Annotated in this window: 11 protein-coding genes; 5 read left to right on the plus strand and 6 right to left on the minus strand. The window is 63.4% G+C overall.

Annotated elements, in window-relative coordinates; genetic code table 11:
* Positions 1 to 341: 341 nt before the first annotated feature.
* Positions 342 to 1649 carry a PRC-barrel domain-containing protein gene (locus tag B6V73_RS20505; RefSeq protein ID WP_240504153.1) on the minus strand — a complete coding sequence of 436 codons (1308 nt, stop codon included), beginning with the start codon at positions 1647 to 1649 and terminating at the stop codon, positions 342 to 344.
* Positions 1650 to 2017: 368 nt separating this feature from the next.
* Between B6V73_RS20505 and B6V73_RS15240 the strand changes: the two genes are divergently transcribed.
* The 4 genes from B6V73_RS15240 to B6V73_RS15255 all read left to right on the plus strand — a co-directional run bounded on the left by B6V73_RS15240 (position 2018) and on the right by B6V73_RS15255 (position 6686).
* Positions 2018 to 4519 (plus strand): FAD-dependent oxidoreductase, encoded by a 2502-nt coding sequence (locus tag B6V73_RS15240; protein WP_088725662.1) that lies wholly within the window; start codon positions 2018 to 2020, stop codon positions 4517 to 4519.
* A 276-nt stretch (positions 4520 to 4795) separates the two neighbouring features.
* Positions 4796 to 5140, plus strand: a complete 345-nt coding sequence (locus tag B6V73_RS15245) for a carboxymuconolactone decarboxylase family protein (protein WP_075774118.1) — start codon at positions 4796 to 4798, stop codon at positions 5138 to 5140.
* Between the two features lie 93 nt (positions 5141 to 5233).
* Positions 5234 to 5746 (plus strand): calcium-binding protein, encoded by a 513-nt coding sequence (locus B6V73_RS15250; protein ID WP_088725663.1) that lies wholly within the window; start codon positions 5234 to 5236, stop codon positions 5744 to 5746.
* A gap of 199 nt (positions 5747 to 5945) precedes the next feature.
* Positions 5946 to 6686, plus strand: a complete 741-nt coding sequence (locus B6V73_RS15255; RefSeq protein WP_240504157.1) for a glycoside hydrolase family 25 protein — start codon at positions 5946 to 5948, stop codon at positions 6684 to 6686.
* Between the two features lie 80 nt (positions 6687 to 6766).
* Here B6V73_RS15255 and B6V73_RS15260 read toward each other — a convergent pair whose 3' ends face one another.
* The 3 genes from B6V73_RS15260 to B6V73_RS15270 all read right to left on the minus strand — a co-directional run bounded on the left by B6V73_RS15260 (position 6767) and on the right by B6V73_RS15270 (position 12385).
* Positions 6767 to 7495, minus strand: a complete 729-nt coding sequence (locus B6V73_RS15260) for a hypothetical protein (protein WP_088725665.1) — start codon at positions 7493 to 7495, stop codon at positions 6767 to 6769.
* A gap of 142 nt (positions 7496 to 7637) precedes the next feature.
* Complete coding sequence (gene carB / locus B6V73_RS15265; protein WP_088725666.1) at positions 7638 to 10967, minus strand: carbamoyl-phosphate synthase large subunit; 3330 nt, start codon at positions 10965 to 10967, stop codon at positions 7638 to 7640.
* Positions 10968 to 11146: 179 nt separating this feature from the next.
* Entirely contained in the window at positions 11147 to 12385 is a 1239-nt protein-coding gene (locus tag B6V73_RS15270) for a cyclopropane-fatty-acyl-phospholipid synthase family protein (RefSeq protein WP_075774122.1), read from the minus strand.
* 241 nt (positions 12386 to 12626) lie between these two features.
* Here B6V73_RS15270 and aspS point away from each other — a divergent pair, with 241 nt between their 5' ends.
* Entirely contained in the window at positions 12627 to 14405 is a 1779-nt protein-coding gene (gene aspS / locus B6V73_RS15275) for an aspartate--tRNA ligase (RefSeq protein WP_075774123.1), read from the plus strand.
* Positions 14406 to 14543: 138 nt separating this feature from the next.
* Here aspS and B6V73_RS15280 read toward each other — a convergent pair whose 3' ends face one another.
* Positions 14544 to 15020, minus strand: coding sequence for a hemerythrin domain-containing protein (locus tag B6V73_RS15280; RefSeq protein WP_088725667.1), 477 nt, complete (start codon positions 15018 to 15020; stop codon positions 14544 to 14546).
* Positions 15021 to 15088: 68 nt separating this feature from the next.
* Positions 15089 to 15802: a response regulator gene (locus B6V73_RS15285; RefSeq protein ID WP_088725668.1), complete on the minus strand. Its 714-nt coding sequence runs from the start codon at positions 15800 to 15802 to the stop codon at positions 15089 to 15091.
* Positions 15803 to 15809: the final 7 nt, after the last annotated feature.

Below are 15809 nucleotides of genomic sequence, written 5' to 3' on the forward strand. Positions count from 1 at the left end.
GTCTTTTCCGCCGCTTCGGCTGAAGCCGCAGATGAAACTGGTCGTGAGCCGACCTGCCCAACACGCTTTCGAGACATCGCCATAGCAAGTAGGCGACGATGAAATCGCCGCGTACTTGCTATGGCCAACGAGCTCTACGCTCGGTTCCTCTTGTCGCCGATGAGATACCTCATCAAAACTCCCACCACGCGGAATGCGTCAGTGCGATCCGGGGCCTCTTCATTTGTGGCAGGCGACCCCGAGGTCGAAATGTGCCCGAAATGACGAAAGGCCCCGGGACAGTCCCGGGGCCTTCGCTGGGAGCAGGGGCTGCCCCCGCTCTCCGTCACATCATCCGAAGATTACTTCGCTTCGTATTTCGGAAGCTTCTTCAGTTGCTCTTCGGTCAGACCCGTATGCACAGTGATCGAAGTGTCGTTCTTCAGAACGGTCAGCTCGCTGGCCTTGATCTCGACCGGCTTGGCGCCGATGCCGAGGAAGCCTCCCACGTCGATCACGACGCCCGAGACTTTACCGTCCTTGCCCTGAACCAGTTCGGACACGTCGCCGACCTTGTCGTCGTTCGGGCCATAGACCCCTTCACCACGCAGCGTGTCGGGATCGACCGAAGCCACGTCGACCTTCTGGCCGCTCTCCTTGTCGGCTTGCCCCATGGTGCCCACGGCGGCAGCGGTGCTGTCGACGGCGTCGTCGATCGCGCTCCCGGTTTCGTTCGCGGCTTCCTTGGTCGCTTCGCCAGCGTTGTCAGCAGCGTTCTCGACGGCTTGGCCGGTCGCGTTCGCGGCTTCCTTGGTGTTCTGAGCGGCGTCTTTCGCCATCTCTTGGGTCTTGTCGGCGGCGTTGTTCATCGCCTGCTCGGTGTCCTGCGCGGCGTTCTGAGCAGCGTCGGCAGTGTTCTCGGCAGCGTTGTCCATCGCTTCGCCTGCGTTATCGGCAGCTTTGGCAGTCTTGTCGGCAGCTTCGTTCGCAGCGGCGCCAGCGGCAGCGGCGGTCGCGGTGGCAGCGGCTTCCGCGTTGTCGCCAGCCTTATCCATCTTCTGCGACGCGTCGGCGTTTTCCATCTTGTCGCCGTCCATGTCCGAATCCTGCGACTGCGACGCATCGGCGTTCTGCATGTCTTCGCCGTTGTCGTTGCCGTTCATCTCGCCCTTCGTGTCCGAGCTGAACGCGGTCTGCATTTCGGCGTCGTATTTCGGGGCTTGGTCCAGCTGGTCCTTGCTGCCCTGAGCGACGACGAAATAGGAATTTTCGGTGTCGCCATCGGGAACCAGGTTCAGCGAATCCATCGAGATCGCGACGGTCTTCTCGCCGATGCCGAGGAATCCGCCAACGTCGACGAGTACGGCATCGATCTTACCATCGGTGCCGAGCACGACGTCGCTGACTTCGCCGACGTCATCCCAGTTGTCCTGCGCCTCGTTGACCGCGGTCTTGGCGTCGACCTTGTCCTTCGAGATGTACACGCGCTTGCCCATGAGGCCCGAGGCGTTGAAGGAATCCGGAATCGACTTCGTGAACATGTCGCCCGACATGCTGGCCGAAGCGTTCGCGTTGGCTTCCGCCTTGGCGTTGGCATTCGCTTTGTCTTCGGCATGTGCGGGCAGGGCAAGCATCAGGCCGATTGCGGTAGTGGTGATGAGCTTCTTCATATCTCGTCTCCCTTTCGAATTAGGCGAGGCGGGTCGGCTTTGCTTTCCGTCACCGCCGCCTCTGATGCACTGAAAACTGGTGAACCCGCGCACAGTTCCTGTGCATGCAAGGGAAAAATTTTTACTTTTTGCGGGAACTAAACACGAATTCGCGACTCGCATCACGACCATGTCATCGCTCGGTTCGGGGCCGTCCAACGAGGCTTGGGCTTTCATGAACGGGCTATGGCGGGCTGGCGCCGCGCGCCCAAAGCGTGGCGTGTGCGGTTTTGTCGTTTTTGTCGCGCGAATGTCGCCCGGATCGGATTGCGTTCGCGAATATGAGGGTCAATCTGCCCCTACGTCCGTATCGGCAAGGAGGCCCCGCGATGAAAACCCATGTGAAAGCTCTGGTCGTCGGTGGCGGCGCGGTCGGGTGCGGTGTCGCCTATCATCTCGCCAAGGCGGGCTGGGACACGCTGCTGATCGAGCGCGACGAACTGACCTCGGGCTCGACCTGGCACGCCGCGGGTCTGCTGCCGCTGTTCAACATGAGCTACGCGACGACCCACATCCACAAATACTCGGTCGATTTCTACAAGACGCTCGAAGCCGAGACCGGGCTGAATGCGGGTTTTGCGATCGTGGGCAACCTGCGCATGGCGCAGACGCAGGAACGGATGGACGAGTACAAGCTCTATTCTTCCGTGGCCGAGACCGCGGACGTCTATCACGAGTTCCTCACGCCTGCGCAGATGAAGGAGCGCTGGCCGCTTCTGAACACCGAAGACCTCGTGGGTGCGCTATTCCACCCGCAGGACGGCTATATCAATCCCGCCGACGTGACGCAGGCGATGGCCAAGGGCGCGCGCCAGCACGGTGCCGAGATCGCGCGCAAGCTGCAGGTCAACGCTTATCGCTGGACCGGTTCGGAATGGGTCGTGACGCTCGAGAAGATGGTCGAGAAGGGCGGCAACCTTGTCGGCTCCGGCGAAGAGATCGAGATCCGCGCCGAGCATGTCGTGACCTGCACCGGCAACCACGCGCAGCGCACCGCCCGCCTGCTGGGCATCAAGATCCCCGCCATTCCCGTCGAGCACCAGTTCATCGTGACCGATGCCGATCCGGCGCTCGTCAAATGGCGCGCCGAGGGCAACCCCGAGCACCCAGTGCTGCGAGATGCGGATGCGAAATGGTATGTCCGCGAAGAGCGCGGCGGCTGGATCTTGGGCCCCTATGAGCGCAACGCGCCCGCGCGCTTCCTCTACGACGTGCCGGAGAGTTTCCGCGCCGATCTGTTCCAGCTCGATCTGGAGCGTATCGAAGAAGAATACATGTCGATGATCCATCGCTTGCCGAGTTCCGAGGAAGTCGGCCTGAAGGACGATTTCAACGGCCCGATCTGCTACACCCCCGATGGCAACCCGCTGGTCGGCCCGGCGCCGGGCCTGCGCAACATGTGGCTGGCGGAAGGCTTCTCCTTCGGTATCACCGCCGCGGGCGGCACCGGCTATTACCTCGCGCAAATGATGGTCGAAGGCGAGGCCGAGATCGACATGGCCTCGCTCGACCCCAAGCGCTACGGCAGCTGGATGACCACCGAATACGCGGCGCGCAAGAACGAAGAGGCCTATGAGCACGTCTTCATCCTGCACCACCCCGATGAAGAGCGCGAAGCCTGCCGCCCGCTGCGCACCGCCCCCGCCTATGATCGCCAGATCGCGGCGGGCGCGCAGATGGGCCAAACCAATGGCTGGGAGCGTCCGAACTACTACGGGCCCAAGGATGCGCCTTCGAGCTTCGACCATGACAGCCGATCGTTCCGGCGCGGCGAATGGTGGCAATATGCCAAGGCCGAGGCCGAGGCGCTGCGCGACACCGCCGGCCTTATCGATGCCTCCGCCTTCACTAAACACATGGTGCGCGGCCCCGGCGCGACCGCCTTCCTCGATGCGTTCACCTGCAACAAGTTGCCGAAAGTGGGTCGGATCAACCTGACCTACGCCCTGACCGAAGCGGGCACGACCCGCACCGAATACACGATCGTGCGGCTGGCCGAGGATGAATACTACCTGATCTCGGCGGGCGCCTGGACCGATTACGACGGCGACTTCCTGCGCAAATCGATCGAGGATTTCCGCGCGGCGGGCGGCGACTATGTCGATTGCCACGACGTGACCACCCAATGGGGCGTCTTCGCGCTCGCAGGCCCCAATGCCCGCAAGATCCTGCAGGAGGTCGTCAGGGACGCCTATCCGGAGACGGTTCTTTCGAACAAGCGCTTCCCGTGGCTTTCGATGCGCAATATCGAGCTGGGCATGTGTCCGGTCCGTGCCGTGCGCGTGGCCTATACCGGCGAGTTGGGGTGGGAACTGCATCACCCGGTCGAATTCGGCCGCTACCTCTGGGATCTGCTGGTCGAAGCGGGCGAGAAGCACGGGATGAAGCTCGTCGGCGCGCGCGCCCAGAACTGGCTGCGTCAGGAGAAGAGCTACCGCGCTTTCGGCAACGAGCTGGGCCGCGACGCGACCCCGCAGGAAGCCGGTCTCGACCGCTTCATCGACCTCGAGAAGGAGTTTACCGGTAAACAGGCGATGCTCGACACCGGCATCCGCTCGAAATGCGTGACGCTTCTGATCGACGGGCCGGACGATGCCGATCCATGGGGCAAGGAAGTCATCAAGCGGGACGGCGAGAAGGTCGGACGTCTGACCTCGGGCGGCTGGTCGGTGGCCTTCGGCAAGCAGATCGGCATGGGCTATGTGCGCCCCGATCTGGCCGAGCCGGGCACCAAGCTGAGCGTGCGCATCCTCGGTGCCGATTATCCGGCGGAAGTGACCGAGGATAGCCCGCACGATCCGACTAACGCACGCATCCGCGTCGACGGCTGAGCCTGTCTCTCGATGGAGATCGTAGAAGGGGGCGCTGCCCCCCTTTTCGCTGCGCGAATTTACCCCCGGGGATATTTGCGCCAAGGCGAAGAGGACGACGCTTTGCGCCTCTTCGGGCTTGAGAAATATCCCGGGGGAGGCGCGTGTCCCGCGCCGGGGGCGGAGCCCCCTCGCTATCAGCCGTTACCCGCTCACGCCAATGTATTGACGCAGGTCAAGGATTTCGCCCGCGCCCCGTGTCACGCCGCGAGGGACGAAATGCGAAGGAGACCTGCGATGAGCTACAAGGCGAAAATCGACGAGATGCGCAACGAGCTACGCGTGATGAACAAGACGATCCCCGACGCAGTCGGCGGCTTTGGTGTGCTGTCGAAAGCGGTGAAGGAGAACGGGCCGCTCGATGTGAAGACCAAGGAATTCATCGCCCTCGGCATGGCGGTCGTGCTGCGTTGCGAGCCCTGCATCATGTTCCATGTAGAGGCGTTGATGAAAGCGGGCGGCACGCGCGAGGAGCTGGGCGACGTGCTTGCCATGGCGATCCAGATGGGCGGTGGCCCGGGTGTGATGTATGCCGGTCACGCGCTGGCGTGCTGGGACGAGCTGGCCGCCGCGAAAGGCTGAGGCTTCTCCTCTGCGACATGTTGTCAGGCCCGCGCCGGAAAGGTGCGGGCCGTTTCGTTTCATTTTCGACATCACATTGTAAAGGACAGACAGATGAAACGGTTCGCCTCTCTTGCCGCGCCCCTCGCCGCGGCCCTCCTGCTCGGCGCCGCTCCGGGCTTCGCGCAGACTGCCCCGGTGCCGGGGCAAGATTTCCTCCTGCAATGGGATCTCGATGGCGATGGTGGCGTCACGCTGTCCGAAGCCCACGAGCGGCGCGGCGACATCTTCACGATGTTCGACGAGAACGAGGATGACGCCTATTCCGCAGCGGAGATCGCCATGATCGACGAACATAAGGCAGTGGAGCGCGCGGCCAGCAAGGGTCCGGGGCATCAGATGCCAGAAGGTATGGGGCAGGGGCCCGGCAAGCATCAGGGTCAGGGGCGCGCGATGCGCTCGGGGCACGATGTCCCGGCCGCCGAAGGGCTGCGGGCCTTTGATGCGAATGGTGACGGGGTAATCTCGCGCGTGGAGTTCGTGGGCGGTACTGATCGGTGGTTCGCGATGCGCGATCGCAACGGGGACGGCGTGCTGACCAGCGCCGATTTCGGCCCACGGACCTGACCCGGACCCTTTAGGCGAAGCCTCGCCGATGTCAAAAGACGCCCGCATCTCAGCGATGACAGGCGGGCGTTTGCATGAGAGGCTGGGAAAAAATCACGGGGGAGTGAGCATGGGGATTTCACGCAGGTTCTTCGTCTCGGGCGCGGCCTTGGCCTTGGCGGGCTGCGGCGGCGGGCCGGGCGGCAAACAGGCCACGCTGATGCGTCCGGCCGTGTTGTCCGCCTCGAACTACCGGGCGAGCGGCATCCCCGCGCGCTTCGGCGATACCGATCCGCATGACTGGGAAGGTCTGGCGCCGGCCCGGTTGCCGGTCCACGGGATCGACGCGGCGCGCTATCAGGGCGAGATCGACTGGCGCCGAGCGCGCGCAGCTGGCGTGTCCTTCGCGTGGCTCAAGGCGACCGAGGGCGGCGATCACTCCGATCCCGGTTTCCACATCAACGCGACCCGCGCGCGGGCAGCGGGCGTGCCGGTGGGGGCGTATCACTTCTATTATTTCTGCCGTTCCCCCGAAGAGCAGGCGGATTGGTATATCCGCAACGTGCCGCGCCGGCGGGGGGATCTGCCGCCTGTGCTGGATATCGAGTGGAACCATACCTCGCGCACCTGCCAGCGCCGCCCCGCGGCCCACGTCACCCGCTCCGAGATGCACCGCTTCCTCGCTGCTTTGACGCGTCATTACGGCACGAAACCGGTCATCTACACGACGATCGACTTCTGGCGCGACAACGACCTGTCGCGTTTCTCGGGCTACGAGATGTGGCTGCGCTCGGTCACCGCGCACCCGATGGAGCGCTACCCCGGCGCCGATTGGAGCTTCTGGCAATATAGCGGCACGGGCGTCGTGCCCGGCGTGCCCGGAACGGTGGACATGAACGCTTTCGCGGGGTCTCCGGGCGCGTGGCAAAGCTGGCTCGCCCGGCGGGCGCAGCGGGCGTGACGGGGGCTCCTCGCGGGCAGCGGGGATGAAAAAGGGCGACTTGGAGCCGCCCTTGTCATGAGTATAAGCCGTCCGACCGGTCAGGCAGCAGAGTTGCCTTGTCCAGGCAGATAGCGCAAAAGGTCGCGCTGCTCGAATGTCGCGCCTTTGTTCGGACCGAAGGTGAATTTCGCGCCGATGGAGATGAAGTCCGAAGCCCCGCCATAGCCCATGTCGAGGTGGCCGACAGTGCCGTTCAGCGTGAAGGCGTCGTTCACACGGTAATCCATCCCGAATGACACGCGGTTGGTGTTGAGGTACGAGACGTTGAAGTTGTCGAGGCTCGCGTTGAACTCGAGCCGGTCATTGAGCGTGTAGCGCCCGGAGACGCCGTAGAGATCGCCTTTCGCGCCCAGATCCTTGACGCGCGTGAAGTAGGCTTCGCCCCAGAAGGCCCCGATGCCGTGGCCCACTTCAATACCGTGGTAATTCGTATTCTCGCCGTCCAACGTGTCGCGCCCGAAGAAGACCCCGAGAGCGGTCGCTTCGTTCGGGTGATAGATCGTGTGCAGCGCGACATTGTTGGTATCCATGTCGAAACCGGCGCCGTTCCCGTAATTCGCATAGGCGAGATCACCCTGCACCGAGAAAGTCGGGCCGAAGCCGATCTCCGCGGAGCCTGTGACCGAACGCTTGGCGAACGTGTCATAGAAATCGTTGTTCACAAGATCGGAATAGCCCAGCTCGATCGAGCCGCCTTTCAGATCCGCCGAGTTCGAGACGGTCGGCGCGAGCGCGAGCAATGCTGCCGCGAGAAGAGAGACTTTCATGATGTGTCCTGGCTGATCAGAGCGATGGTTCGACACTCATAGTCAGGACGCGAATGTGAACAATATTCGGAATGTGAAAAATGAATGTCCTCCGAAGCTTGTGCTTCGGAGGACACATGTCTTTCGGAACTGGCGCGGTCGCTTACTGTAGCGAGCGGACGTGGACTTCGCCCTCTTTGCGGCTCTTGATCGCTGCGACGGCGGCGATCGAAGCGGCGGCGGTGGTGAAGTAGGGGATCTTGTCATAGAGCGCGACCGCGCGGATGTCGCGGCTGTCCGAGATCGCCTGACTGCCATCGGTGGTGTTGAAGACGAGGTCGATCTCGTCGTTCTTCAGCCGGTCGACGATGTTCGGGCGGCCCTCATAGACCTTCAGCACCTTCTCGCTTTCCACGCCATGCTCGGCGAGCCAAGCGGCGGTGCCGCCGGTCGCGACGATGGTGAAGCCCATCGAGATCAGCGTGGCGGCGGCGTCGGCCAGATCGTCGGTCTTGTTGGAATCCTTGATCGAGAAGAACACGCGACCGCTTTCAGGCAGCACGGTGCCCGCGCCGAGCTGGGCTTTCCAGAAGGCCGACGGGAAGTCGCGATCCCAGCCCATCACCTCGCCGGTGGAGCGCATTTCCGGGCCGAGAAGCGTGTCGACACCCGGGAAGCGGGCAAAGGGCAGCACGGCTTCCTTGACCGAGAACCACGGCGTTTGCGGATCGGCCAGCGTCAGCGGATCGGCGAAGGGCAGCGGCGTGTCGGGGCCGACGCCTTCGGGGTAGGGCGGGCGCGCCGGGAAGGCCGACAGCTTCTCGCCCGCCATCAGGCGCGCCGCGATCGAGGCGATGGCCGAGTCTGTGGCTTTCGCGACGAAGGGCACGGTGCGCGAGGCGCGCGGGTTCACTTCGAGCACATAGATCTCGCCGTCCTTGATCGCGAATTGCACGTTCATCAGGCCGACCACGTTGAGGCCCTTGGCCATCTTCTCGGTCTGCACCTTCAGCTCGGCCACGATCTCGGGGCTCAGCGAGTAGGGCGGCAGCGAGCAGGCGGAGTCGCCCGAGTGGACGCCGGCTTCCTCGATATGCTGCATGATGCCCGCAACATGGACGCTTTCGCCGTCGCAGAGCGCATCCACGTCCACCTCGATGGCGCCCGCCAGATAGCTGTCGAGCAGCACCGGGTTGTCGCCCGAGACCACCACCGCCTCTTTGATGTAGCGCTTGAGGTGGTCGAGGTCGCGCACGATTTCCATCGCGCGGCCGCCCAGCACATAGGAGGGACGGATCACCAGCGGATAGCCGACGCGGCCCGCAATCTCGAAGGCCTGCTCGTCGGAGCTGGCAATGCCGTTGACCGGTTGCTTCAGGCCCAGCCGGTTGAGCAGGTCCTGGAACCGCTCGCGGTCTTCGGCAAGGTCGATCGCGTCGGGCGTGGTGCCGAGGATCGGGATGCCTTCGGCCTCCAGCGCGTTTGCGAGTTTCAGGGGCGTCTGGCCGCCGAATTGCACGATCACGCCGTGCAGCGTGCCGTTGTCACGCTCCACCCGCAGGATTTCGAGGACGTGCTCCAGCGTGAGCGGCTCGAAATACAGGCGATCCGAGGTGTCGTAGTCGGTCGATACGGTCTCGGGGTTACAGTTGACCATGATGGTCTCGTAACCCGCGTCGGTCAGCGCGAAACAGGCGTGGCAGCAGCAATAGTCGAACTCGATCCCCTGGCCGATCCGGTTCGGACCGCCACCGAGGATGACCACTTTCTTGCGGTCGGAGGGACGCGCCTCGCATTCGACCTCGCCCATCGCGGGGGCCTCGTAAGTCGAGTACATGTAGGGCGTCTGCGCCTCGAATTCGGCGGCGCAGGTGTCGATGCGCTTGAAGACCGCGGTGACGCCAAGGTTGCGGCGGGCGCGGCGGACCTGCGCTTCGTCGCGGCCAGTCAGCTTGGCGAGACGCGCGTCCGTGAAGCCCATCATCTTGAGATTGCGAAGACCCTTTTCGTCGAGCGGCAGGCCCTTCTTGCGAATCTCGTTCTCGGCCTCGACGATTTCGCGGATGCGGGCGAGGAACCACGGATCGAACGCGGTCGCGTGCTGGATTTCCTCATTGCTCAACCCGTGGCGCATCGCCTGCGCGATCAGGCGCATCCGGTCGGGCGTCTGCTGCGAGATCGCCTTGATGACGGCGGCCTTCTCCGGCGCGCCGTCGATCTCGATCTCGTCGAAGCCGCTGAGGCCCGTCTCCATCGAGGCGAGCGCCTTCTGCACGGATTCGTGGAAGGTCCGGCCGATCGCCATCGCTTCACCCACCGATTTCATCGCCGTCGTCAGTTCCGGCTTGGAGCCTGCGAATTTCTCGAAGGCGAAGCGCGGGATCTTGGTGACGACATAGTCGATGGTCGGCTCGAAGCTGGCGGGCGTGACCTTGGTGATGTCGTTGTCGAGCTCGTCCAGCGTGTAGCCCACGGCGAGTTTCGCCGCGATCTTGGCGATCGGGAAGCCGGTGGCCTTGGAGGCTAGCGCCGAGGAACGCGATACGCGCGGGTTCATCTCGATCACGACCATGCGACCATCTTCGGGGTTGATCGCCCATTGCACGTTCGATCCGCCGGTCTCGACGCCGATCTCGCGCAGCACGGCGATCGAGCCGTTGCGCATGATCTGGTATTCCTTGTCGGTCAGCGTCAGCGCGGGCGCCACGGTGATCGAGTCACCGGTATGGACGCCCATCGGGTCGACGTTCTCGATGGCGCAGACGATGATGGCGTTGTCGGCGCGGTCGCGCACGACCTCCATCTCGAATTCCTTCCAGCCCAGCAGCGACTCGTCGACGAGGATCTGGGAGACGGGAGAGGCGTCGAGGCCCGAGCGGCAAATGCGCTCGTAGTCTTCGCGGTTATAGGCCACGCCGCCGCCGGTGCCGCCCAGCGTGAAGGCGGGGCGGATGATCGCGGGCAGGCCGATATGCTCCAGCTCGACCAGCGCCTGACGCACACCCTCGTTGACGTCATAGGTGCCGTTCTCACGCTTGGGCGAGGATACGATGGTCGCTTTCGGGTTCTCGAGGCCGATCCGGTCCATCGCCTCGCGGAAAAGCTTCCGGTCTTCGGCCATCTCGATCGCGTCACGGTTCGCACCGATCAGCTCGACGCCGAATTTCTCCAGCACGCCCATATCGGCCAGAGCAAGCGCCGTGTTGAGGCCGGTCTGTCCGCCCATCGTCGGCAGCACCGCGTCGGGGCGCTCAGCCTCGATGATCTTGGCCACGACTTCCGGCGTGATCGGTTCGATATAGGTGGCGTCGGCCAGACCCGGATCGGTCATGATCGTCGCGGGGTTGGAGTTGACGAGGATGACGCGGTAGCCTTCTTCGCGGAGGGCTTTGCAGGCCTGGGCACCCGAATAGTCGAACTCGCAGGCTTGCCCGATCACAATGGGCCCGGCGCCGATAATGAGGATTGACGTGATGTCTGTTCTCTTCGGCATGGGAATCCCCTCTGGTCGCTGCGCAAATTGAGGCGCTTTATACGCAAAGGGTCAGGCGTCGCAAGAGGGTCAGGACGCGATAGCCGGGTTGCGGGATGACGCGAAGGCGCGGGCCCAACCCCGCTAAGGCCGCGCGCGGGGAGGGCGCGACCCGATTTCGGCCCGGAGGGGATACCCGCCTATTCGGCAGCCAGCCTGTGTTCCTGTTCGTCGTCGTCCCGATAGAGGTAATCGCGGGTCAGCGGCACGTCGCCGACCTCATGGGCCAGCTGGTACTGGAACACCACCTGTCCGCCATGGCGGAAGGCCATCTCCGAGGCTACGAGGTAGAAGCGCCACATCCGGCAGAACCGCTCGTCATAGAGCGCGACCGCCTTGTCGATATTCGCCTCGAACCGATCGCACCAGTGGCGCAGCGTTTCCGCGTAATGCAGCCGCCACACTTCGAGATCGGTGGTGATGAGCCCTTCGTGTTCGACCGCGTTCGACGCTTCGGACATGGCGGGGCAATAGCCGCCGGGGAAGATGTATTTGGTGATGAAATCGGCCGTCGCGCCGCCGGGGCCTGAACGTCCGATGAAATGGATCAGCGAGATACCACCCGGTTTCAGCAACTCGCGGACCTTCGCGAAATATTCCCGGTAATGAGGCACGCCGACATGCTCGAACATGCCGACCGAGACGATGCGGTCGAACTTGTCGGTCACGTCGCGATAGTCTGTCAGACGGATGTCGATCTTGTCTTCGAGCCCGGCCTCCTTCACCCGCTTGCGGGCCAGCGCGTGCTGTTCGGTCGAGAGCGTCACGCCCACCACTTTCGCGCCGAAATCGCGCGCCAGCGTCATCGCCATGCCGCCCCAACCGCAGCCGATGTCAAGAATGGTCATCCCCGGTTCGATCAGCAGCTTCTTGGCGATATGGCGTTTTTTGGCCTCCTGCGCCTCCTCCAGCGTCATGTCGGGGCGCTCGAAATAGGCGCAGCTATATTGCCGATCCTCGTCGAGAAAGAGATCGTAAAGTTCGCCCGACAGGTCATAGTGATGCGCCACGTTGGTGCGGGCCTTGTTGACCGGATTGAACTGCGCGAAACGGCGACCGAAAAAGCGGCTCGCCTCGCGCGGCTTCTCGAACCATGGCATGCCCGAGCCGGTCTGGTTGCGGATTGCGAGCGCGAGAAATCCGCGCAGGTCGTCATCGGCAATCGTATAGTCGCCGTTCATGTAGCCTTCGCCGACACCGAGGTCGGGCCGCAGCACGATCTTCTTCGTCAGTTCCGGGTTGCTCATGGTAACGCGGACCGGATTCCCGGTGCCGTCGCCATAGCGTATGAGGGTTTCGTCAGGATAGACGAGTTCGAGTGTGCCCCTGCGGATCAGGTGGCGCAACATACGGTCGAGAAGCGAGTCCCAAGCTCTCATGCGGTCTCTCCGGATCGTGCCGGGGCTGGCAGGCTCCAGCGTGTGTCTTCACGACGGTAACCTTTGTGAAATTACCAAAGTTCCCGTTCTCACTGAAGTTAACCGAAAATTTACTCTTTTTCGAGCCACGCGCGCGTGATCGGCTCGAGACGTGCCTGTGTTCCTCCGCACAGCTTGACTTTTGCGCTCTCAACGGGTGTATCGGCGCGACTATACGCAATTCTCGATCCGGGAGCCTCCCATGCATGCCTTTCGCAGCCATACCTGCGCCGATCTGAGCGCCGCCAACGCCGGTGAGACCGTCCGCCTTGCGGGCTGGGTCCATCGCGTGCGCGATCACGGAGGCGTGCTCTTCATCGATTTGCGCGACCATTACGGGATGACGCAGGTTCTGTGCGACGGCGACAGCCCGGCGTTCAAGACGATGGAGAAAGTGCGCTCGGAATGGGTGATCCGCATCGACGGCACCGTGAAACTGCGCGACGAGAGCCTGATCAACCCGAAGATTCCGACCGGCGAGATCGAGGTCTATGTTCGCGACATCGAAATCCTGGGTGAGGCCGAGGAACTGCCGCTGCCGGTCTTCGGCGAGCTGGAATATCCCGAAGAGACCCGTCTGTCCTATCGCTTTCTCGACCTGCGCCGCGAGAGCCTGCATGACAAGATGATCCTGCGCTCGAATGTCGTGAAATCCATGCGCAAACGCATGTGGGACGCCGATTTCAACGAGTTCCAGACGCCGATCATCACCGCCTCCTCGCCCGAAGGCGCGCGCGACTTCCTCGTGCCCTCGCGTCTGCATCCGGGCAAGTTCTACGCGCTGCCGCAGGCGCCGCAGCAGTTCAAGCAGCTGATCATGGTCGGCGGCTTCGACAAGTATTTCCAGATCGCACCGTGCTTCCGTGACGAAGACCCGCGCGCCGACCGTTCGCCCACCGACTTCTACCAGCTGGACGTCGAGATGAGCTTCGTCGAGCAGGAAGACATCTTCAACGTGATGCAGCCGGTGATCCAGGGCGTGTTCGAGGAATTCGGCGACGACCGCACCGTCGATCCGAACTGGCCCCGCATCCCCTATGCCGAGGCGATGCTGAAATACGGCTCGGACAAGCCCGACCTGCGCAACCCGATCGAGATGCAGGTGGTCTCGGATCACTTCCGCGACTCGGGCTTCGCCATCTTCGCCAAGCTGCTGGAGCAGGACGGCACCGAGATCCGCGCGATCCCGGCCCCCACGGGCGGTTCGCGCAAATTCTGCGACCGGATGAACAAATTCGCGCAGGAGCAGGGCCTGCCGGGAATGGGCTACATCTTCTGGCGCAAGGGAGAGGATGGCTCGCTCGAAGGCGCAGGCCCGCTGGCGAAGAACATCGGCCCCGAGCGGACCGAGGCGATCCGCGCGCAGCTGGGTCTGGGCGAAGGCGATGCGGCCTTCTTCCTCGGCGGCGCGCCGTCGAGTTTCGAGGGCGTCGCCGGTCGTGCGCGCAACGTAATCGGCGAAGAGCTGGGCCTGACCGACAAGACCAAGTTCAAGTTCGCCTGGGTCGTCGACTTCCCGATGTACGAGGAAGATGACGAGGGCAAGATCGACTTCTCGCACAACCCGTTCTCGATGCCGCAGGGCGGCATGGAAGCGCTGGAAGGCGACCCGCTGCAGGTCAAAGGCTACCAGTATGACCTCGCCTGCAACGGTTACGAGATCCTTTCCGGCGCGATCCGGAACCACAAGCTCGAGACGATGTACAAGGCGTTCGAGATCGCGGGCTACCCGGCCTCCGAGGTCGAGAAGCGCTTCGGCGGTATGGTCAAGGCGTTCAAATACGGCGCCCCGCCGCACGGCGGTTGCGCCGCCGGCATCGACCGGATCGTGATGATCCTCGCCGATACCGCAAATATCCGCGAAGTCATCATGTTCCCGATGAACCAGCGCGCAGAAGACCTGATGATGGGCGCGCCGTCGGAGCCGATGAACGAACAGCTGCGCGAGCTGCGCCTGCGGGTTCTTCCTCAAGAAGACTGATCCCGGCGCTATCGTCCGAATCTAAAAGGCCCCGCTCGGAATCGAGCGGGGCCTTTTTCTATTCGCGTCGGAGGAAAGATGCAGCCGCAGCGGAATGTTTTGCGGCAGGTGCCGTGCCAGCCTCAGGTGGAAGCCCGATCAGCCTTCAGGGTCGTCGTTCCGCTTCTCGTCGACCAGCTTCATCTCCTTTTTCTTACGCGCGACGAATTTCTCGCCGTAATCCTCTATTTCGCTGTCGTCGATCACTTCCTTGGCGCGGCCGAAGATTTCGTCCTCTTCCTCGTCCATGTGGTGGTTGTAATCATGCTCCAGCTTGTGGAACTTGTTGAGCCAACCGGGGCTCGTCATGTCCATTTCGTTGAGCTCTTCGAGCAGATCGTCGAGCTCGGCATGTTCCTCGACCGAGTGGCGCGCGGAATCCTGGCCCCAGGTCTTGGTCATCAGCTTGGAATAGAAGGTTTCTTCCTCGGCGGCTGCGTGGGACTTGATGTCGTAATAGAACTCTTTCCACGCTTCGGTGCGCGCGGCGCTGTCGCCGGACGTATCGGCGATCTTCTTCATCAGGGCGCGGTGGTTTTCGTGATCTTGCTTGATGGCGTCGTAGATCGAGCTCATCTGGCGGTCCTCCGTTGCTTCAACTCGTTTTGGCAACGCGAAGTCTTGCGGGCGGTTCCTCGACCGCGTCAGAATGCCCCGGCCGCCGCGATCCGCTCGTCGAGCAATTCCGTGACCCGGGTCATGTCGTCGCGCGATGGGCCGCCGCGGCGGCCGAGCCTTTGCGCCGCGTCTCCAAGTGCCGCGTCATGCGCCGAGCGGGCGACGCTCGACAGGAAATGCGCCGCGTAGGGCAGGGCGGGGAGCGGCATGCCCGCCCCGACCGCGTGCAGGAGGTTCGATAGGCGTTGCAGGTCGTCACGCAGCGCGAGCGGGTCCGGTTCGACCACGAGATCGGCAAGCGGGCGCCACCCGAGCGGGCGCATCTCTTCGGGAAGGGCGGAGAGGATCGTGTCCTGAAATAGCGCAAGGCTCTCGATCGGTTTGTCGAGGAACCCGTTCGCCCCCGCGGCAAGAGCGGCCTCCTTCAGCGCGGTATCGCCCGAGGTGCCAAGGATCACCGGATGCGGGCCGCGCAACCCTCGGATTTCGGCGATGAGATCGCCGCCTGATCCGTCGGGCAGGCCCATATCCACGATCGCGATCGAAGGGCGGTAGGTCTTGAGGTGGCGGTCCGCCGAGGCGAGGCAATCGGCGCGACGGATTCGTGCGCCCGAGCGCAGACACAGGAGACGCACCGCTTCGGAGGCGAAGCGGCTGTCCTCCACCAACAGCACCGTCAGTCCGGTCAGCGGACGCTCCGGCGTCGGAGTGCGGGTCGGGTTCGGTATCGTGTCGCTCATGGCGGCC

The organism is Thioclava sp. JM3, from assembly GCF_002213185.1.
In the GTDB taxonomy this organism is placed as follows: domain Bacteria; phylum Pseudomonadota; class Alphaproteobacteria; order Rhodobacterales; family Rhodobacteraceae; genus Thioclava; species Thioclava nitratireducens.

Bases quoted from the DNA above. Each gene is read 5' to 3' on its own strand.
- B6V73_RS15280 (WP_088725667.1), bottom strand. From the start codon at position 15,020: ATGAGCTCGATCTACGACGCCATCAAGCAAGATCACGAAAACCACCGC.
- B6V73_RS15270 (WP_075774122.1), bottom strand. From the start codon at position 12,385: ATGAGAGCTTGGGACTCGCTTCTCGACCGTATGTTGCGCCACCTGATC.
- B6V73_RS15285 (WP_088725668.1), bottom strand. From the start codon at position 15,802: ATGAGCGACACGATACCGAACCCGACCCGCACTCCGACGCCGGAGCGT.
- B6V73_RS15245 (WP_075774118.1), top strand. From the start codon at position 4,796: ATGAGCTACAAGGCGAAAATCGACGAGATGCGCAACGAGCTACGCGTG.
- B6V73_RS20505 (WP_240504153.1), bottom strand. From the start codon at position 1,649: ATGAAGAAGCTCATCACCACTACCGCAATCGGCCTGATGCTTGCCCTG.
- aspS (WP_075774123.1), top strand. From the start codon at position 12,627: ATGCATGCCTTTCGCAGCCATACCTGCGCCGATCTGAGCGCCGCCAAC.
- B6V73_RS15250 (WP_088725663.1), top strand. From the start codon at position 5,234: ATGAAACGGTTCGCCTCTCTTGCCGCGCCCCTCGCCGCGGCCCTCCTG.
- B6V73_RS15240 (WP_088725662.1), top strand. From the start codon at position 2,018: ATGAAAACCCATGTGAAAGCTCTGGTCGTCGGTGGCGGCGCGGTCGGG.
- B6V73_RS15260 (WP_088725665.1), bottom strand. From the start codon at position 7,495: ATGAAAGTCTCTCTTCTCGCGGCAGCATTGCTCGCGCTCGCGCCGACC.
- carB (WP_088725666.1), bottom strand. From the start codon at position 10,967: ATGCCGAAGAGAACAGACATCACGTCAATCCTCATTATCGGCGCCGGG.
- B6V73_RS15255 (WP_240504157.1), top strand. From the start codon at position 5,946: ATGCGTCCGGCCGTGTTGTCCGCCTCGAACTACCGGGCGAGCGGCATC.